The sequence below is a fragment of the Tessaracoccus yangjingae genome (genome assembly GCF_054483935.1).
On the sequence record NZ_CM137014.1, the window covers coordinates 1,171,571 to 1,189,515 of the forward strand.

Sequence of the window (17,945 nt, forward strand, 5' to 3'; positions counted from 1 at the left end):
CGATCGAACCCCCAACCTAGGACGCACTCCCGCCGCCGCCCTTCCCCCGCACTGGGTGGTTCGGCCCCTCGTGCGGCAGGCTGGCGCCCATGAGCGGCGTTCTTGACCTGAGGGTTCTCCTCGAGACGATGTCCCCCGAGGTGCGCCCCGGGCGCTTCGTGTTCGTGGTCGCCGTCGGGCCGGTGGACGCGGAGGCGCAGGCGAGCGTCGTCGAGCCCGAGGGGCTGAGCCTGGTGCTCCGGCAGGAGGACGCCGACAGGCTTGGCCTGACCTACGACTACGTGGCCGGGTGGATCACGCTGGCGGTGCACTCGTCGCTCGCCGCCGTCGGGCTGACCGCGGCGGTGAGCGTCGCGCTGGCGGAGGAGGGGATCAGCTGCAACGTGATCGCCGGGTACCACCACGACCACCTGCTGGTGCCCGTTGAGCGCGTCGACGACGCACTGGCCGCGTTGCTGAGGCGCGCGGATCAGTAGATGAAGAACGCGAACATGTCGGGGTTGTGCGCGTGCACGATGGCCATGAAGACGATGGCGTCGAAGAGCAGGTGTACGAGCAGCACGTAGAGCAGCGATCCGGTGCGCGCGAAGAGGAAGCCCTGCACCAGCGCGAACGGGATGGTCAGCAGCGGCCCCCACTCGCGGTAGCCCAGCTCCCACAGGAACGACACGAAGATGGTGGCCTGGAGCAGGTTGGCCAGCCACACCGGGAAGTGGCGCCGCAGCAGCGCGAAGCACGTGCAGATGAAGAACAGCTCGTCCCAGGTGCCCACCGCGTTGACGCCGACGAAGAAGCGGGCGAGCTCGCTGGCGTCGGTGATCTGCGGCCAGTTGAGGTAGGCGCCGGAGCGGATGAAATAGAAGGGAAGGATGGCCCAGCCCAGGAACGGCACCGCGATCACGTAGACCATCTCGAGCCTGGTCCACCGGTGCTCGCCGCGCCACGGGAACCGGATGGCCCGCCGGCGGTACACCACCCGGTCGATGAGGAGCGGGACGGAGACGGCCAGGATCAGCACCGCGCCGATGATGATGAACCGCTCCCAGCTGACGTCGGCCTCCACGGAGGTGGCGCTCACGATCGCGACGCCCACCCCGATCAGCAGCAGGTCCTTGCCGAGCTCGCGGTCGAGCAAGCGGGCGGCCAGAAGGCTGAGCAGCAGGAGCGCGTGCCCCCATCCCGCGAGCTGGAACGCGAACAGCAGGACCGCCGAGAGGGACAGGCCGACGGCGGGGAGCAGCTCGCGCGCCGTCCAGACGCGGGCTGCCGGCGGGGGGTGCGCCTCGGCGGGCGTCGAGTCGGGGGAGGCCATGGCACGAGCATTCCTCATCAGGGCGTGCCCTGCGCCTCGACGGCGGGTCCGGTCACCGTCGCCAGCCCATCCCATGCGCCCGAACGCGCTCGCGGCGGCCGCGCCCCGCCCATGATTGACCCCATGGATGACACGGCGGCGGCTGGCGGTGCCGCGAGGAGGGTCCCGGTCTGGGAACTCGGCGTCGGAGGGGCCGTGGCCGGCCTGTACCTGGCGCTCGGCAGGCTCGACCGGGCGATCGGGGAGTCGGACGCGCAGGCGGGGGCCTCCCTCATGGCGACGGTGAGCGGGCCGCGGTGGCCGCTGCCGCTGCCTGGGGCCGAGTCCCGTCCGTGGGCCACGCTGTTCGCGCTCGACGACGCCGCCGGGCCTGGCATCTGGGCGTTCACCGTCGTCGACTCTGCGATGGCGGTGTTGTACGGGCTGTTGCTGCCGCGGCTGCTGAGGGCGCGAGTGTCGCGGCCGGGTGAGGGGCCCCCGTCGCCCCTGCGGCTGATCACGACGCCGCAGCCGCGGATCGCGTGGGTGGCCGCCGGCGCCGACCTCACCGAGAATGCGCTCCTGTTGGCCGTCTTCCTCACCGGGCGCGACGGCGGCCGGATGAGCGGAGGGCTCGCCGCCGTGACGTCCCTGGTCACGTTCGTGAAGTGGGGTGCGCTCGTGCTCGCGGTGGTCCCGCTGCTGGCGGCGGCCGTCGCGTGGGGACGCCGCCGGACCCGGTGACCGCACGCACCAAAGTTCGGCGGCGCACGCAAATCGCCCGCTCCGCCCGGGCGCACATCTCCCGATGGCCGACGGAGGGAGGGGCCCTCGCCTAGTGTGGGGTGGATCGACGGTGCCGTGCCGCCGCTGGACGAGGGAGTTCATCATGAGCGATCACACGTACAAGATCATCGAGATCGTCGGGAGCTCGAGCGAGGGCCTGGAACAGGCCATCGACGGCGCCGTGGCCCGCGCGGCTCAGACGGTCCAGCACCTGGACTGGTTCGAGGTCACCGAGGTCCGCGGCCACATCGCCGACGGCAAGGTGGCCCACTACCAGGTGGGGCTGAAGATCGGCTTCCGCCTCGACGACCACGTCGGGTAGCCAACCGTCTGGGCGCTGAACACCCGGCCCGGCGCGCCCGTGTGGGCGCCCCGGCGCGTGGCCGGTGGGTTGACTCGATAGGCTCGGAGGCGTAGTCAACGACGACCACAGGAGGTCACCATGCCCACGCTCGCCATCATCGGTGCCGGATCCGGCCTCGGCGCCGCCGTCGCCCGGCGCTTCGCCCGCGAGGGCTTCGCGGTGGCGCTCATCTCCCGCACGGCGTCGCGGGTCCAGGCCCTCGCCGAGGAGCTGGCAGGGGAGGGCATCACCGCGCGCGGCTACGTGGCCAACGTCCGCGACCATGAGTCGCTCCGCGCCGCGCTCGACGACGCCGCCGCCGACCTCGGGCCCATCGACGTGCTCCAGTACAGCCCACTGCCCGCGAAGGAGTTCCTGCGCCCGGTGCTCGAGACCACCGTCGAGGATCTGCAGCCGGCGATCGAGTTCTCGGTGTACGGGCCGCTCGTGGCCATCCACCACGTCATGCAGCACATGCGGTTCCGCGGCGGCGGCACGGTGCTGCTCGTCAACGGCGGCAGCGCGGTTCGGCCGGTTGCGAAGTTCGCGGGCACGTCGGTGGCGTTCGCCGGCGAGTCCGCGCTGGGGCAGATGCTGCACGACGCCCTCAAGCCGGACAAGATCCACGTCACGCAGCTGATCATCCCCGGCGGAATCATCGAGGGCCACCCGCGCAAGGATCCGCTGGTCCTGGCCGAGCGCCTGTGGGAGATGCACGCCACGAAGGACCAGTTCCGCCACTTCGCGGGAGACATGGACCTCGACGGCTGATCCCGCGCCGCCCTGCGGGGATGCTCGCCTCCAGCGTCGGTTCTGACCGGCCTGACCCGGCTCGAACCGACGCTGGGGCGCGATCGGCGGCCGACGACCCTCGACGACGGGGGCCGGGGGCGGGCCGCTCCGGGGCGGTGCCAGGATGGGGGCATGACCGACGACCGCCCCTGGGTGCAGCACTACCAGCCGGGGGTCCCGGCAGACATCGAGATCCCCACCACCTCCCTGGTGGAGATGTCCGAAGAGGCGGTGGCCAGGGGCGGCGACGGCGTGGCGCTGCAGTTCTTCGGCCGCGAGACCAGCTACCGGCAGCTGGGTGACCAGATCTCCCGCGCCGCCGAGGGGCTGCGCCGGCTCGGGGTCCGGGCGGGCGACCGCGTGGCGCTCATCCTCCCCAACTGCCCGCAGCACGTCGTCGCGTTCTACGCGGTGCTGCGGCTGGGCGCCATCGTCGTGGAGCACAACCCGCTCTACACCGCCCGGGAGCTGCGCCACCTGTTCGAGGACCACGGCGCCCGCGTGGTGATCGCCTGGGACGCTGCGGTGGCGAAGATCCGGGAGCAGCCCAGCGACATCGAGCTGGACCACATCGTCTCGGTGAACCTGCTCCGCGCGTTCCCCCTGGTCAAGCGGCTTGCGCTGCAACTGCCCGTTGCGAAGCTGCGCGCCACCCGGGACCGGCTGACCCGGCCGGCCCCGGGCACCATGCCGTGGGAGGAGCTGCTGGCCGCGCCCGCTCTGGACGCCGGGCACCCGCGCCCAGCCGTCGACGACGTGGCCGTCATCCAGTACACCAGCGGCACCACGGGGCGGGCCAAGGGCGCCGTCCTCACCCACCGCAACCTGTACGCCAACGCGCTGCAGGGCGCGGCGTGGATGCACGACGCCGTCGACGGCCGTGAGGTGATCTACGCGGTCCTGCCCATGTTCCACGCGTTCGGGATGACGCTGTATCTGACCTTCGGCATCCTCAAGCGCGCCCGGATCGTGCTGTTCCCGAGCTTCGACGCAGACCTGGTGCTCGACGCCGCCCGCCGCACCCCGCCGACGGTGTACTGCGCGGTCCCGCCGATCTACGAGAAGACGGCCAGGCTTGCGCAGGAGCGGGGCGTGAGCCTGAGGTCGGCCAGGTTCTGCATCTCGGGGGCGATGAACCTGACAGACCCGATCGTCGAGCTGTGGGAGTCGGTCGCGGGTGGGCTGCTCGTCGAGGGGTACGGGCTCACCGAGTGCTCGCCCGTGGCGCTGGGCAACCCGTTCCACCCGTCGCGCCGCACCGGCACCATCGGGGTCCCGTTCCCGAGCACCCGGATGCGCGTGGTGGACCCCGACGACCCGTCCCGTGAGGTCCCCCAAGGGGAGTCCGGGGAGCTGCTGCTCGCCGGACCGCAGGTCTTCCAGGGCTACTGGAACGCGCCGGAGGAGACCGAGGCGGTGCTGCTGCCCGACGGGTGGCTCCGCACGGGCGACCTCGTCACGGTGGACGCGGACGGCTTCACCACGATCGTCGACCGGGTCAAGGAGCTCATCATCACGGGCGGCTTCAACGTCTCGCCCACAGAGGTCGAGGCGGTGCTCCGCGCGCACGAGGACATCGACGACGCCGCCGTCGTCGGCCTGCCACTCGAGGGCGGGGGAGAGCGCGTCGTCGCGGAGGTGGTCGCACGCCCCGGCGCGACGGTGCATCCCGAGGCCGTCCGGACCTGGTGCCGGGAGAGGCTGGCCGCCTACAAGGTGCCGCGCGAGGTGGTGGTGGTCGACGAGCTGCCGAAGTCGATGCTGGGGAAGGTGTTGCGCAAGCAGGTGCGCGACCGCCTCGCAGCCCGCTGACCGCTCCCTGTGGGGGCCGACTCACCTCGTTGGCTGAGGTGCGGGGAGGGGCCGTTTTCGTTGGCTGAGGTGCTGCGGAGCGGCCTCGAAGCCTGAGAGACGTGGGCTGACAAGGCGACTCCGCTGCGTCGGGGTGAAGGCTTCGTGGGACTGAGTTGAGCCGGAAACTGCTCTCAACGGCTCTGGATCGTTCATATCGAGGTTTCGCCGCGTTGAACCCGAGATCCGGCTCAACGGGGCGCCACGAGAGCCGTGTCAGGCTCAAGTGGCCTCAGCGAGAGCCGTGTCAGGCTCAACGACGGCCGGCGGCGGGGCGTGCGACCGGACCCGAGCCGCTGCGGTGCCGCGCGGGTTCTGGTTCGCTGGTGCTCGGGCGCAGTGAAACCGCACCCCCGTCGCGTCTAGAGGGCATGGAGGCAGTGATGGACCATGTGGCTGAGGCCGATGTCGCGGCCAGCGGCTTCGACCGGTATGTCGCCGCCCGCGGCGGTGAGCTCTGGGCGGCCGCCTGGCTGCTCACCGGCGACAGGCAGCATGCCGAGGACCTCGTCCAGACCGCGCTGTCGAAGACCTACGGCCGCTACGGCTCCTTCGACAACGACCACCACTTCGAGGCCTATGTCCGCACGACGATGTACCGCACGTTCGTCTCGTGGTGGCGCAGGCTCCAGTGGCGATCCGAGGTCCCGTCGGACAGCCCGCCGGATCTGCCGTCGGCCACCGCCGAGCCGACCCTCGGCACCGACATCCACCGCGCCCTCGCCGCCCTGCCCCGCCTCCAACGCACCTGCCTGGTGCTGCGCTACTTCGAGGACCGGCCAACCCGTGAGGTGGCCGAGTTGCTGCGCATCCCCGAGGGCACCGTCACCTCCCATGTCAGCCGCGGGCTCGCCGCCCTGCGCATCTCCCCCCACCTCGCTCAGGAGGACAGGCCATGAACGAACAGGACTTCTCCGACGCCCTCCGCGACGGCGTCCCGCCGCGCCCCGACACCCGGGGCTGGGCGGCCAACGCCCGCGGGCGTGCCCGGAACCGCCGCATCGGCGTGGCTGCGGCGGCCGTGGTCGCGGTCGTGGGCATGGCCACGCCGCTGGCCCTGCAGCTGACGGCGCCCCCGTCGGTGGTCCTCGCCACGCCGAGCCCCACCCCCGCCGCGACACCACTGGTCCCCGACCCCTGCCGCGACCCTCTCACCGGCGCCGAACCTCTCGTCGACGACGACCTCCCCGACGGCGCCACCCGCGTGTGGCTGTGCGGGCGCTCGGACACCGGCTCGGAGCTGGAGCTGGTCGGCATGCCGGATCCGTTGGTCGCCCACGCCGAGGACGCCGCCGATGCGTTCAACGCGCTGGAGAAGTCGGTGGGCGTGCTGGACTGCATGCCGAACCCGCTCGACTACACCGTCGTCGTGGAATATCCGGACGGGATCCACCGCGCGCTGCGGATCGCCGGCTGCGGCGACCTCCGCGACGGCACGGGCATGTTCGACGTGTTCCGCGCCGACGGCGCCGGCTACCTCGCGACGCTGCGCGACCTGTGGGCCGAGGAGCGCGCCGAGACCGGGTTCGCGTTCGCCGGCACCGACGTGTGCGACTCCTCCTACTCGTCCGTCCTGCGCCCGCTCGCCCACTCCGACCTGGCGCGGGCGGTGGTGTGTCGCGCCGACGGGTCCGCCGTCGAGCTCGACGCCGCGCTCACGGCAGAGCTCCTTGCCACCCTCCTGACCGCCGACAACCTCGCCGCGACGGACGTCGGCTGGGAGGCCCCGCTCCCGGACCTGGTGCTGCTCACCGCGACCGGTGACCCGATCTCCCTCCACCGCGACGCCGACGCCACCTACTGGTGGGACGACGGGGCCCAGCGGCTTCTCTGGGGCCCGCTCGATCCGGAGCTTGAGGCGCGGATCGTCGAGGCCCAGCGTAGCGACGGCGACCCGGCCCCATCGCCCACCCCGACCCCCGTCGTGCTGCCGGACGAGCGCGGCGAGGGCCTGGTCTCGACGGTGTGCGACGACATCCAGACCGGCGCCCTCGCGGCCGAGGACCTCCCCGACACCGACACCCTGCCCGACGGCGCAGCCCGCGCCTGGCTCTGCGGCGACCGCTGGGAGACGTTCGGCGGGGTGGGCCCCATCGAGCCGCTGACCACGGACCCGGACCGCGTCGTCGACGCCATCAACGCCCTGCCCAGCCCCGACTACGAGGCGTGCACCGAGATGGGCGGCATCACCTACCACGTGGTGCTGGACTACCCCGACGGCACTCGCCGCGTCGTCTCCGCCGAGACCGTCAACTGCGAGTGGGTCGGCGGATGGGGCAACCGGGCGGGCGGGGGCGCCCTGCTGCAGGACCTGCTCCCGCTGTGGGCGGCCCAGCGCGACGCGAACCCCGAGCCGTTCCTCGACGAGGTCCCCCTCTGCAGCGACAACGTCGGGATCGTCGGGCTCAACTCGCTGGGCACCGTCGAGCGCGGCTCGCTCTACCGCGGCTACCTCTGTGGGCTCCCCGCGGATCCCGCCGACGGCGACGAGTGGGTCCAGCGCGAACTCCCGGGCGACCTGGTGCTGGCCGTCTCGCAGGCCACGGCCACGCCGGACGACCAGTGGAACCTGTCGGAGGGCGGGCCGTACCTGGTGATGCTCAACCAGTACGGCGACCCGGTCACCTACCTGATCGACGACGACGTCCGCGTGCGGTTCCCGGACGGGGCCTGGACCCCCGACGGCGAGCTGGCCGCCATGTGGACCGAGAGCCTGGCCGGCCTCCGCGTCGGCACACCCTGAGCCGGCGTGTCGTGCACAGGGGTGCGTGCACGAAACACCGACGGAGTTAGTGGTCATGGGCGCATGCGGCGCCGGGTGGCCATCGGGTCGGCGTGTCGTGCACAGGGGGGCGCGGCGGGGGTGGCCGCCAGGGAGCGGGAGGGCGTGCGTCCGCCCACGGCTTAATTGAAAAATCAAGCACTCTCGTGGCATAGTTGAGACGTGAACAATCTTGCCATCATCGTCTCGTCCACCCGTCCCCAGCGCATCGGCGGCACCGTCAGCGCGTGGGTGACCGACGCCCTCGACTCCCACTGGGACGTCACCGTGCTCGACCTGGCGGAGATCAACCTCCCCTTCATCGACGAGGACGCCCCGGCCGGCTCCGGCGTTTACACGAAGCCGCACACGCTGGCCTGGAAGGCCGCGATCGACGCCTCCGACGCGGTCCTCATGGTCACCCCTGAGTACAACGGCTTCTTCCCCGCGCCGCTGAAGAACGCCATCGACTACCTCTACGCCGAGTGGGAGGGCAAGCCGATCGCGCTTGTGGGCTACGGCTTCGGCGGGGGCGGCCGCGCCACGACGGCGCTCACGCAGCTGATGCAGAACCTCAAGGCCGACGTCGTCGGCGCCACGGGGCTCGTCTTCAACACCGACGTCACGATCGAGGGCCGCGTGACCGCCGGCGCCGACAAGCTCGCCGAGCTGTACGCGCTCTCCGACAGGCTGGCCGACGCCGCCGCCTCGGAGGACGCGGCCGCCTGACGGTGCCCCTCGGTCGGCGGTGACGACGACTCAGTCGTTGCCGCTGGCCGGCGGCGGGCCCAGCGCCTCGACGGCGTCGAAGAACCCGTCGGGCACCTCGGCCTCCACCAGGCCCGCCAGAGCGTCGAGGCGCGACAGCGACGGGATGCCCACCACCGTGGTGTCCACCAGCGGGCTGCGCATCGAGAACTGCAGTGCCGCGGCCGCCAGATCCACGCCCGCCTCGCGGGCAAGCTCGCGGACCCTCCCGACGTGGGCGGCGAACTCCACGGTCATGCCCCGGTAGCCGTAGGTGCCCTCCCCGTTGGCCAGCGTCCCGCCGCCGAACGGGGCCGCGTTGAACACCTGCATGCCCAGTGACCGGGCGCGCTCGTACAGCGGCCCGGCCGACCGGTCCACCAGCGTGTAGCGGTTGTGATTGAGCACCACGTCGAACAGCCCCGTCTCCACGTAGGCGAGGGTCTCCGCCAGCGGCCCGTACGCGATCCCGATCGCCCCGATGACCCCCTCGTCGCGCAGTGCGATCAACGCCTCGACGGGGCCGCCTGGTGCCAGGGCCGCGTCGACGGTGAGCGTGAACGGATCGTGGAACTGGTAGAGGGGCAGGTGGTCCAGTCCGAGCCGTTCCAGGGACTCCTCGAGCGAGCGGCGCACGCGGTCGGCGTCGAACGCCCCGGTGCTGGGGTCCCGGTCCGCCTTGGAGAAGACCGACGTGCCCGACGGCGCCCCTCCCGCCCGGCGGATCGCGTCGCCGAGCAGCGTCTCGCTTCTCCCGTCGGCGTAGTTATTGCTGGTGTCCACGTGCCCGAGCGGCGAGGCGAGCAGCGCGTCGGCCAGCGCCTCCGCATCGGGGCGATCGCCGAGGCGCGATGCGCCGAGCGTGACGGGGGTGAGTGGGACGGGCGCCATGGTGCCTCCTGATGCGGCTGTGTAGGCCCCGACCCTTGGGGCCCGCTGACCAATCATGCCCGGTCGCGGGGCACCGGCTCGGGCGCCTGCCGCCCCGTTCCTGTCCCGGCCTCCGGACCACGCCGGCTCATCACGAGGAGGTCACGACGCAGGTCGGGGATTCGTTGACAGCGCTCCGGAGCGGGCGCACGCTTGAAGTATGGCAACGATGCCAGAACAGGAGGAACCCTGATGTCCATCAGGAGGGTCGGCAGGGTTGCCGGCCGGATCGTCATCGCGGCGGGGGTGGCTGTCGCAGCAGCGACGCCCTCCGCATTCGCCGCCCCGGATGAGCGTGCCGGGGTCTTCAAGCTCACCTTTGCCGGGTACGCCTCCATGGCGGCCTGGACCACCTGTCCCGATCTGGCCTCCGAAGAGGTCGGGACCCTCTGCTCAGGTGCCGACGTCATGGCGTTCTACTCATCCGGGCGGGAGCAGGCCGGAAGTGAGTATCACTTCCACGACCAGAAGGGCGGCGTCGTCAAGACCTATGACTACACCTGCGTCGTGGCCGACATCGAGGTCGAGCCGGGAGTGACCGAGCGGACATGCGTCCCGCAGAGAGAGCGTTTCGGGCGGGCGACGGACGCGGATGTCGCCGTCGACCCCAATCTCGACGCAACCGAGGCCACTGCGGCCGTCCCCGTGCAGATCGTCGACTTCGTCGAGGCGACCGAGACCGCGGGCAGCCTGGACGTTGAGGTGTCCTTCACCGGGATCGGCCCGACGACCCGCATCGACGAGCGGGCGCACTGGGCCGACCGCTACGTGATGTGGCTTGAGGGGACCCGGGGCTGGGAACGTGACTGCACGGCAACCGCCGCGTTCGACGGGTTCGAGGTGCCAGGGGACCTGGTCTCCTGCTCGATGTCCAGGGTGCGTCAGGCCGAGGTGCGGGTCTATCACAACACCCCCGACTCGGATGGCGGCTGAGCCCTCAGCGACGGCGGGGCCAGGACCGGCCCGGCTTGAGGTGCGGACGGCTCACCGGCGCGGGGCGCGGTTGCCGGGGCGGACGTAGGCTTCACCCATGCCGGCCGACGGATGCCTCGACGAGCTCGCGCTCCTGCGCCGGGCCCGCGACCTGATGGACCGCCGCTACGCCGAGCCGCTCGACGTGGCCGCGATCGCCGCCGCGGCGTACATGTCGCCCGCGCACTTCACGCGCCGGTTCAAGGCCACCTACGGCGAGACCCCCTACTCCTACCTGATGACGCGACGCATCGAGCGGGCGCAGTGGCTGCTGCGCCGCGGAGGGATGTCGGTCACCGAGGTGTGCATGGCCGTGGGCTGTACGTCGCTGGGGTCGTTCAGCGCGCGCTTCACCGAGCTGGTGGGCCTGCCGCCCACCGCCTATCGCGACGGCGACCACTCGGTGCTGATCGGGGTGCCCAGCTGCGTGGCGCGGCTGGCGACCCGACCGAGCAGGAATGGAGAAGCGCTGGCCCCTCGGCCCGTCTAGCGTGGTGGGCATGGACATCAAGCTCTCCACCAGTTTCATCACCGTCAACGATCCTGACGCCGCACTGGCCTTCTACCGTGACGTCCTCGGCCTCGAGGTCCGCATGGACATTCCCCAGGGCGAGTTCCGCTGGGTCACCGTCGGCGCCCCCTCCCAGCCGGACGTGGCGATCGTGCTGTCGAACTACGTCGACGGCTCCCCCGAGGACGTCGAGTTCATCCGCGCCCTCGTCGCAAAGGGAGCCATGAACGCCGCCCACTTCAGCGCCTCGGACGTGAACGCCGTCTTCGCCAAGGCCAAGGAGGCCGGGGCGGAGATCGTCTCCGAGGTCGCCGACCAGCCGTGGGGCGTCCGGGACTGCGCCTTCCGTGACCCGTCGGGCAACCTCGTGCGCGTCGACCAGGCCTGAGACCGCCTGACCCGCCTGGCTGGCGCCCACCGGGTGGCAGCCCCCACCGCCCGCTCCGGCCGCCTACGCGTCCTCGGGGCGGGCGCGGTTGCGCTTGGTCTCGCCGTGCCTGCGCTTGTTCGTCAACCGACGCTCGACGGAGCCCCGGGTGGGGCGCGTGCGACGTCTCGGGGGCGACGGCGGCGCCAGCCCCTCGCGGAGCAGGTCGGCGAGACGCTCCCTGGCCGCCACCCGGTTCTGGCGCTGTGAGCGCGACCCGGACGCCACGACGGTGACCACGGTGCCCGCCAGCCGCGACCTCAACCGGTGCAACAGCCGCTCGCGCTGGACGTCGTCGAACACCGACGACGTGGCAACGTCGAAGGACAGCTGCACCCTCGAATCGGACGTGTTCACGCCCTGGCCGCCGGGACCCGACGAGTGCGAGTAGCGCTCGGTCAGCTCGGCGGCCGGGATCACCAGGCCGTCCGGCAGCCCCGGCCCAGGGGCGATCCGAAGCTCGCTCACCAGGCAAGCGTAGGCGCCGAAGCCGCGCAGGGAGGCGCACACCCTCGACGTCGGGCCTCGTGGATCGCCCCTCCCAGGCGTACCGTGGAGGTATGCGACGCGCAGCAGCCGCGACGGCCGCGGTGGCCCTGCTGCTCGCCGGCTGCTCCGGGGGCCAGGCGCCCACACCGAGCGAGCCGACCAGCTCCACCCCCACCCCCGCCGCCAGCACACCAGTACCTGAGACCTCCGGCACGCCGGCCACACCCGGCGAATCGCCCTCGGCGTCTCCCCCCGCGACGGCCACCAGCCCCGCGCCCCCCGACTCGACGGCCACCTCGACCGCCCCTGTCCCGGACGGCGTCGAGGCCCTCCATCCCTGGCTGACGCGGCCGTCCGAGCGGGACCCGTCGGGGGCGGTCCCGGAGAACTCGCAGGAGATCACCGCCGTCCGGATCGGGCTGCACGAGGGCTATGACCGCGTGGTGCTCGACCTCACCGGCGACGACCCGCACCTCGGCTGGTTCGCGGGGTTCGTCGACGAGGCCGTCGAGGATCCGACGGGGGAGCCGCTGGACGTGGAGGGGGAGGCGTTCCTCCAACTCGGGGTCTACGGCATCGACTGGACCACGCCGTCGGCCGAGCGCTACTCCGGCGCCACCGTCGACGGCGGATCCCTGGAGGTGGTCATGGAGGTGGTCTTCGGCGGCCTCTTCGAGGCGCAGCAGCAGATCCTGATCGGCCTCGACGAGCGCACCGCCTACCGCGTCTTCGCGCTGTCCGATCCGGCCCGGATCGTGATCGACATCCGCCACTCGTGAGCCTTGGGGCGCGGCCGCGGCCCGGAACCCACCTCAGGGCCGACGGGTGGGAGCAGGGAGGTCAGCCGGCCGCCCGGCGCGCCATCTCCTCGGCGATCCAGCGGGCTGTCTCGCGGGTGCAGGCCCCGGGCTCGCTGAAGCTCACGGAGAAGATGCCGGTGATCTCGGTCACCTGCGGCACGCCGCGCAGCGCGAGGATCGCGTCGGCCTCGGCCGCGTACTCGTCCTGAGGCGCGCCGCCCGCGATGAGCCCCACAGGGTCCGCCTCGGCCAGGATCCTGATCATGTCGTCCCGCGTGATGGCCATGGGGCGATCCTAATGCGGCGCCGGCGCGGCGGGCGTACCGTGGACAGTGGTACGCGATGCACCCATCGTCGGGTCCGCGTCCAGCCCGCACGCTGCCGTGCCGCGCAGTTCCGACCGACGCCGACACCCAGTGCGACCCGTCTGGCCCCGGGCCCGCCCGCACTGGGCGGGGTCCTGTCCGGGAGGTCGGCCATGAACACTCGAAGAGCACTCTCCATCGCCGCGGTCATCGCCTTGTCGGCGGTGTTCGCGGTCTCGCCGGGCACCTCAGGGGCGGCGCCACCGCCCAAGACGGTGACCTACACCGACGTCGCCGTGACGGGGGCCCACGACACGCACGTGACAGGTGTGACGACCGGCGGCCTCGTCGTGGGGTACTACGGCGACGAGCCTGATGGGAGCCCGACCCACGGGTTCGCCCTCGAGGATGTTGAGCCCACCACAATCGATGTCCCAGGGGCCGTCAGCACCATCGTGCGCGCGGTCAACGACCCCGGAGTCATGGTGGGCTCCTACGTGGACGCCGATGGGATCGAGCACGGCTTCGTCCGCGACTCCGACGGTAGCTTCGTTACGTTCGACGATCCGGCGCTGGACGGCACTGTTGCCACTGCCCGCGGGACCGTGGCCACCGGGATCAACCTCTCCGGTGTGGTGGTGGGCTACTCGTACACCGTAGGCCCGGACGTGTTCACCTACGGCGACGGCGGGACGGAACCCATCACCCGCAACCGTGGCTTCATCCGGACAGGTGCTGTGATGGCCAGCTACGACGCCCCAGGTGCCGCGACATCAGGGGCCCCCGTCCTCGGGACCCGGCTGTTCGGGATCAACTCCGCCGGGAGCCTGGTGGGCGCGTACACCCACCTGAACGTCACCAAGGCCGGCTCTGAGCCGATGAACGCCGGCTTCGTGGTGTCGGGCAAGAAGTTCACCCGGATCGTTGACCCCAGCACCACCGATAACTCCTGTGGCTGGACGGAGCCGCACGCCGTCAACGACGGCGGCTGGATCGTCGGAGAGTCGGGCAACGGATGCGCCGGAACGCGCGGGGCGTGGCTGCTGACCGGCGGCAAGTTCAGGGCGCTCGACTACTCGTCAGGAGATGAGGTCGCCCAGGACACGGTGGCCAGCAGCATCAACAACTCCGGCGTCATCGGCGGCACCTGGGGCAACGGCGTGGGCATCGCCCACGGCTTCACCGCCACCACCCGCTGACCGCAGGGACCACCCCGTCCCCGTCGGGACACCGACGGGTCAGGAGGTGACGTCGGCTGAGCGGAAGCGCGCCCACGCCAGGGATGCGAACACCGCCACCCAGCCCACCTGCACCAGCAGCCCCGAGCCCAGCACGCCCCAGTCCACCTCGAGGCGGAGGAACTCGGCGAAGTCGAACCAGTGGTGCGTGAGCAGGTACGGGTGGATGGCCGCCAGCTGGGGGAGCGAGTCCAGGACCGTGGAGACCACCGAGACCACCACGGTGGCCGCCATGGCCCCGACGGGCACCTCCGTCAGCGTGGAGACGAACAGCCCCACCGCGACCAGCCCGGTCAGCGACAGCGCGACGTAGCCCGCCACCCCGGCCATCCTGCCCACGCCGTCGGCGAGGCCGACCGTGGTGCCGGACAGCAGGGTGAGCTCGCCGAAGCCGAAGAACGCGCCGCCCGCCAGGAGCGCCGCGACGGCGATCACGGCCACAGCGGCCACCGCGAACGCCAGCGACACCAGGGCCTTCGCCACCAGCAGGCGGGTCCGCGCCACCGGCAGGGTCAGCAGGTAGCGCAGCGTGCCGGCCTGCGCCTCGCCCGCGATCGCGTCGCCCGCGGTGATCGCGATGGTCAGCGGCAGCAGGAACGGCAGGCACATGAACAGCGCCGCGATCACGAGGAACAGGCCGTTGCCGGTCACCCGCCCGATGAAGCCCGGGCCCTGGCCCTCGAGCCCGGAGCCCTGCGCGATGAACAGCACCACGGAGAGCAGCACCGGCACCAACGCCAGCCCGGCGAGCAGCGCGAGCGTGCGGCGCCGCCCGAAGAGGAGGCGCAGCTCGCTGCGCAGCAGCCTCCCGAAGGAACCCCTAGCGCGCGACATCGAAGCCCTCCCCGGTCAGTTCCACGAACAGCTGCTCCAGGCTCCGACGGCGGACCTCGAGCCCGACGAGGTCCACGCCCGCGTGCACGAGGGCCGACGACACCCGCTCCGGCGGGGTCGCGCCCAGCCGGGCCTGCAGCTCCACGCCGTCGACGGCGACCTCGGCCAGCCCGAGGGCCCCGAGCACGTCGCGCGCCGCGACCACCCCGTCGACGGTGGTGGTCACCACGATCCGCGGGTCGTCGTCGGCGGCCAGCTCGTGGCGCTCCGCCTGGGCGAGGAGCCGGCCCTGCCCCATGATCCCGATGTGCGAGCACACCTGGTCGATCTCCGCCAGGAGGTGGGAGGACACCAGCACGGTGGAGCCCTCCGCCGCGAGCTCGCGGATGAGGTGCCGCACCTCGCGGGTGCCCTGCGGGTCCAGGCCGTTGGTGGGCTCGTCGAGGACGAGGAGCTCACGGGGGCGGAGCAGGGCGGCGGCCAGGCCGAGGCGCTGCTTCATGCCCAGCGAGTACTGGCGGTACCGCTTGCCGGAGGCCGCGGTCAGGCCGACGCGCTCCAGGGCGGTGTCGATCCGGGCCCGGGAGGTGGCCGGGTCCGCCGTCGCGTCACAGGCGTCGAGGCGGACCAGGTTGGCCCGCCCGCTCAGGTACGGCTGGAACGCGGGACCCTCGACGAGGGCGCCCACCCGCGGCAGCACCTCGCCGCCGCTCTCGGGCATGGGCCGCTCCAGGAGCCAGGCGGCGCCCGCCGTCGGCTGGACAAGGCCCAGCAGCATGCGGATGGTGGTGGTCTTGCCCGACCCGTTGGGGCCGAGGAAGCCGTAGACGGCGCCGCGGGGCACCACCAGGTCGATCCCGTCCACGGCCACCTGGCCGGACCGGAACCGCTTGGTGAGCCCCTCGGTGCGGATCGCGGGGGCGCTCACGCCATCGCGCGCAGGGTCTCGGCGGGGACCGCGCCCACGAGGACGCGCCCGTCGTCGGTCACCAGCACGCTGAGCAGCGTGGAGCTGAGCAGCCTGCCCTCGGGCACCTCCGTGGTGAGCTCCTCGAACAGGGCGCCGGTGTCAAGGTCCATGCCGCCCCCGTGCTCGGGCTTGAACTCCTCCATGAGGTCCTTGGCCTCCTCGGACCCGGTGAAGTCCTCGGGCAGCCCGCCCATGGAGCCCGGGGTGCCGGCCAGCAGCGCGCCCATGTCCACCCCGGTCAGCTCGACGACCGACTCCCAGCCGGTGCCGATGACGGTGGGCATCTGGTGCTCGCCCTCGTGGGCGGGCATCTCGGTGCCCTCAGCCGGGAGCGGGACCACGACGTCGCGCTGGGTGGCGCCGGCGGGGGTGGAGAACTCGAACACCGACTCGGCCGGCGCGCTGAAGTCCACGTCGGTGAAGGACACCTCGACGGCGGGCGCCGTCTCGTCCTGCGTGCTCCAGGTCTGCACCCGCAGCGGGGTCATGGTCTCGCCGTCGACGGCCAGCACCACGTGGTCCACCAGGGTGCCGTCGGTGTCCGGGGTGATCACGAGCTGGTAGGCGTCGCGGCCGGCGACGGAGACCTGCGAGTCGACGCGGACGGTGGAGTGCTCCTCCACCTTCGCCAGCACCTCCGCCGCCGCCTCCTGCGGGGTGGGCAGCTCGGCCTGCTTCGCCAGCGCCTCCTCGCGGGCCTCCTCGCCCATCGCCTCGAGGCGGGCGCGATCCGCGTCGCTGACGGTGTAGCGGACCACCTCGTCGTCGGAGCTGGAGTAGGTCCACACGTCCGTGCCGTCGGCCACGACGGAATACTCGCTCATGGTGCCCAGCAGGGAGACGCGGGCGCGCTCGGCGCCGTCGGTCCAGAGCCGCAGCGTGGAGCTGCCGCCCAGCAGTGACATCGGGTCGGCCCCGGTGGCCTCGGTGAAGAGGAGGTCCGGCAGGCCGAGGCGCGCGGTGTGCACCACGGTGCCGGACATGGCCTGCGGCTCGGCGTCCATGACCTTGGCGACGAGCTCCTCGGCGGTGAGGTCCGGCAGGTTGCTGCCCTCGCCAGAGGCGAGCAGCGGCTGCGCGAGGAGTCCGACGGCGACGACGCCGGCCACGGCTATCGGGGCGAGCCAGGGGGTGCGAAGGGCGGAGCGACGTTCGGTCATGGGCCCACGCTAGACCGGGGTCGCTGAGAGGACGCTGAGAGCCGCCGCCCCGGCGGGGGACCCGCTGGCAGGATGGGGGCGTGCGGGTACTGGTGGTCGACGACGAGCGGGGGCTCACCCGGGCGCTGCAGCGCGGCCTGGCTGCGGAGGGGTTCGTGGTGGACGTCGCGCACGACGGCGAGACGGGCCTCTCGTTGGCCACGCACGGCGACTACGACGCCGTCGTGCTGGACGTAATGCTGCCCGGGCGCAACGGTTACGCGGTGGTGTCGGCCCTGCGCGAGCGCCAGGTGTGGACGCCGGTGCTCATGCTGAGCGCCAAGGACGGCGAGTACGACGTGGCCGACGCCCTGGACCTGGGCGCAGACGACTACCTCACCAAGCCCTTCTCGTTCGTGGTGCTGGTGGCCCGGCTGCGGGCGCTGGTGCGCAGGCCGGCGGAGGCGCGGCCGCCGCTGCTCACCGTCGGGGCGGTGGTGCTGGACCCCTCCGCGCGGACCGTGACCCTGGACGGCCACCCCGTCGAGCTCACCGCCCGCGAGCTGGCGCTGCTGGAGTACCTCATGCGGCACGCGGACCGGGTGGTGGGGAAGGTGGAGCTGCGCGACCACGTGTGGGACGGCACCGGCGAGGACCTCAACGTGGTGGAGGTCTACGTGGGCTACCTGCGGCGGAAGCTGGGCCGAGACGTCGTGGCCACGGTGCGGGGCGCCGGCTACCGAGTGGTGGGCTGATCGT

At 72.2% G+C, this 17,945-nt stretch carries 21 protein-coding genes; 14 read left to right on the forward strand and 7 right to left on the reverse strand.

The annotated features are described in order from the left end of the window. The first annotated feature begins 89 nt into the window (after positions 1-89). Complete coding sequence (locus ACX1D3_RS04875) at positions 90-476, forward strand: ACT domain-containing protein (RefSeq protein ID WP_458995862.1); 387 nt, start codon at positions 90-92, stop codon at positions 474-476. Here the strand turns inward: ACX1D3_RS04875 and ACX1D3_RS04880 are convergent. Further along, positions 470-1,312, reverse strand: coding sequence for a CPBP family glutamic-type intramembrane protease (locus ACX1D3_RS04880; protein ID WP_458995863.1), 843 nt, complete (start codon positions 1,310-1,312; stop codon positions 470-472). The two genes, ACX1D3_RS04875 and ACX1D3_RS04880, sit on opposite strands and share 7 nt — an antisense overlap. Positions 1,313-1,435: 123 nt before the next feature. Between ACX1D3_RS04880 and ACX1D3_RS04885 the strand changes: the two genes are divergently transcribed. The 7 genes from ACX1D3_RS04885 (at position 1,436) to ACX1D3_RS04915 (ending at position 8,553) form a co-directional block, all read left to right on the forward strand. Next, positions 1,436-2,035, forward strand: a complete 600-nt coding sequence (locus tag ACX1D3_RS04885; RefSeq protein ID WP_458995864.1) for a hypothetical protein — start codon at positions 1,436-1,438, stop codon at positions 2,033-2,035. A gap of 145 nt (positions 2,036-2,180) precedes the next feature. After that, a complete protein-coding gene (locus tag ACX1D3_RS04890) occupies positions 2,181-2,399 on the forward strand; it encodes a dodecin (RefSeq protein ID WP_458995865.1) in 219 nt (72 codons plus the stop codon). A gap of 120 nt (positions 2,400-2,519) precedes the next feature. Then, positions 2,520-3,191 (forward strand): SDR family NAD(P)-dependent oxidoreductase, encoded by a 672-nt coding sequence (locus ACX1D3_RS04895; protein ID WP_458995866.1) that lies wholly within the window; start codon positions 2,520-2,522, stop codon positions 3,189-3,191. Between the two features lie 153 nt (positions 3,192-3,344). Next, positions 3,345-5,024: a long-chain-fatty-acid--CoA ligase gene (locus ACX1D3_RS04900; RefSeq protein WP_458995867.1), complete on the forward strand. Its 1,680-nt coding sequence runs from the start codon at positions 3,345-3,347 to the stop codon at positions 5,022-5,024. 422 nt (positions 5,025-5,446) lie between these two features. Further along, positions 5,447-5,962, forward strand: a complete 516-nt coding sequence (locus tag ACX1D3_RS04905; protein WP_458995868.1) for a SigE family RNA polymerase sigma factor — start codon at positions 5,447-5,449, stop codon at positions 5,960-5,962. Then, positions 5,959-7,806 (forward strand): hypothetical protein, encoded by a 1,848-nt coding sequence (locus ACX1D3_RS04910; protein WP_458995869.1) that lies wholly within the window; start codon positions 5,959-5,961, stop codon positions 7,804-7,806. The genes ACX1D3_RS04905 and ACX1D3_RS04910 overlap by 4 nt, the downstream gene beginning before the upstream one ends. 201 nt (positions 7,807-8,007) lie before the next feature. After that, positions 8,008-8,553: an NADPH-dependent FMN reductase gene (locus tag ACX1D3_RS04915; RefSeq protein ID WP_458995870.1), complete on the forward strand. Its 546-nt coding sequence runs from the start codon at positions 8,008-8,010 to the stop codon at positions 8,551-8,553. Between the two features lie 30 nt (positions 8,554-8,583). Here the strand turns inward: ACX1D3_RS04915 and ACX1D3_RS04920 are convergent, their stop codons facing one another. Continuing rightward, complete coding sequence (locus tag ACX1D3_RS04920; protein WP_458995871.1) at positions 8,584-9,462, reverse strand: aldo/keto reductase; 879 nt, start codon at positions 9,460-9,462, stop codon at positions 8,584-8,586. Between the two features lie 231 nt (positions 9,463-9,693). Here ACX1D3_RS04920 and ACX1D3_RS04925 point away from each other — a divergent pair, with 231 nt between their 5' ends. The 3 genes from ACX1D3_RS04925 to ACX1D3_RS04935 all read left to right on the forward strand — a co-directional run bounded on the left by ACX1D3_RS04925 (position 9,694) and on the right by ACX1D3_RS04935 (position 11,372). Beyond that, entirely contained in the window at positions 9,694-10,434 is a 741-nt protein-coding gene (locus ACX1D3_RS04925) for a hypothetical protein (protein WP_458995872.1), read from the forward strand. Positions 10,435-10,531: 97 nt separating this feature from the next. Then, positions 10,532-10,963: a helix-turn-helix transcriptional regulator gene (locus ACX1D3_RS04930; RefSeq protein ID WP_458995873.1), complete on the forward strand. Its 432-nt coding sequence runs from the start codon at positions 10,532-10,534 to the stop codon at positions 10,961-10,963. Between the two features lie 10 nt (positions 10,964-10,973). After that, positions 10,974-11,372 (forward strand): VOC family protein, encoded by a 399-nt coding sequence (locus ACX1D3_RS04935; protein ID WP_458995874.1) that lies wholly within the window; start codon positions 10,974-10,976, stop codon positions 11,370-11,372. Between the two features lie 63 nt (positions 11,373-11,435). Here the strand turns inward: ACX1D3_RS04935 and arfB are convergent, their stop codons facing one another. Beyond that, entirely contained in the window at positions 11,436-11,879 is a 444-nt protein-coding gene (gene arfB / locus ACX1D3_RS04940) for an alternative ribosome rescue aminoacyl-tRNA hydrolase ArfB (RefSeq protein ID WP_458995875.1), read from the reverse strand. Between the two features lie 92 nt (positions 11,880-11,971). Here arfB and ACX1D3_RS04945 point away from each other — a divergent pair, with 92 nt between their 5' ends. Then, entirely contained in the window at positions 11,972-12,679 is a 708-nt protein-coding gene (locus tag ACX1D3_RS04945; RefSeq protein ID WP_458995876.1) for an AMIN-like domain-containing (lipo)protein, read from the forward strand. Between the two features lie 61 nt (positions 12,680-12,740). On the opposite strand, the gene ACX1D3_RS04950 is transcribed toward ACX1D3_RS04945, so the two are convergent. After that, on the reverse strand, positions 12,741-12,986 hold the full coding sequence (locus tag ACX1D3_RS04950) for a hypothetical protein (RefSeq protein WP_458995877.1): 246 nt from the start codon (positions 12,984-12,986) through the stop codon (positions 12,741-12,743). A 192-nt stretch (positions 12,987-13,178) separates the two neighbouring features. On the opposite strand from ACX1D3_RS04950, the gene ACX1D3_RS04955 reads away from it, so the two are divergent. Continuing rightward, positions 13,179-14,204: a hypothetical protein gene (locus tag ACX1D3_RS04955; RefSeq protein WP_458995878.1), complete on the forward strand. Its 1,026-nt coding sequence runs from the start codon at positions 13,179-13,181 to the stop codon at positions 14,202-14,204. Between the two features lie 39 nt (positions 14,205-14,243). Here the strand turns inward: ACX1D3_RS04955 and ACX1D3_RS04960 are convergent, their stop codons facing one another. From ACX1D3_RS04960 to ACX1D3_RS04970, 3 genes are read right to left on the reverse strand one after another with little or no spacing between them, the layout of a single operon-like run. Further along, positions 14,244-15,077: an ABC transporter permease gene (locus tag ACX1D3_RS04960; protein WP_458995879.1), complete on the reverse strand. Its 834-nt coding sequence runs from the start codon at positions 15,075-15,077 to the stop codon at positions 14,244-14,246. Continuing rightward, positions 15,064-16,005, reverse strand: coding sequence for an ABC transporter ATP-binding protein (locus ACX1D3_RS04965; protein WP_458995880.1), 942 nt, complete (start codon positions 16,003-16,005; stop codon positions 15,064-15,066). Before ACX1D3_RS04965 ends, ACX1D3_RS04960 begins: the two co-directional genes overlap by 14 nt. Further along, positions 16,002-17,207: a LolA family protein gene (locus ACX1D3_RS04970; RefSeq protein ID WP_458995881.1), complete on the reverse strand. Its 1,206-nt coding sequence runs from the start codon at positions 17,205-17,207 to the stop codon at positions 16,002-16,004. The genes ACX1D3_RS04965 and ACX1D3_RS04970 overlap by 4 nt, the downstream gene beginning before the upstream one ends. Positions 17,208-17,287: 80 nt before the next feature. On the opposite strand from ACX1D3_RS04970, the gene ACX1D3_RS04975 reads away from it, so the two are divergent. Next, positions 17,288-17,941 (forward strand): response regulator transcription factor, encoded by a 654-nt coding sequence (locus ACX1D3_RS04975; protein WP_458995882.1) that lies wholly within the window; start codon positions 17,288-17,290, stop codon positions 17,939-17,941. Positions 17,942-17,945: the final 4 nt, after the last annotated feature.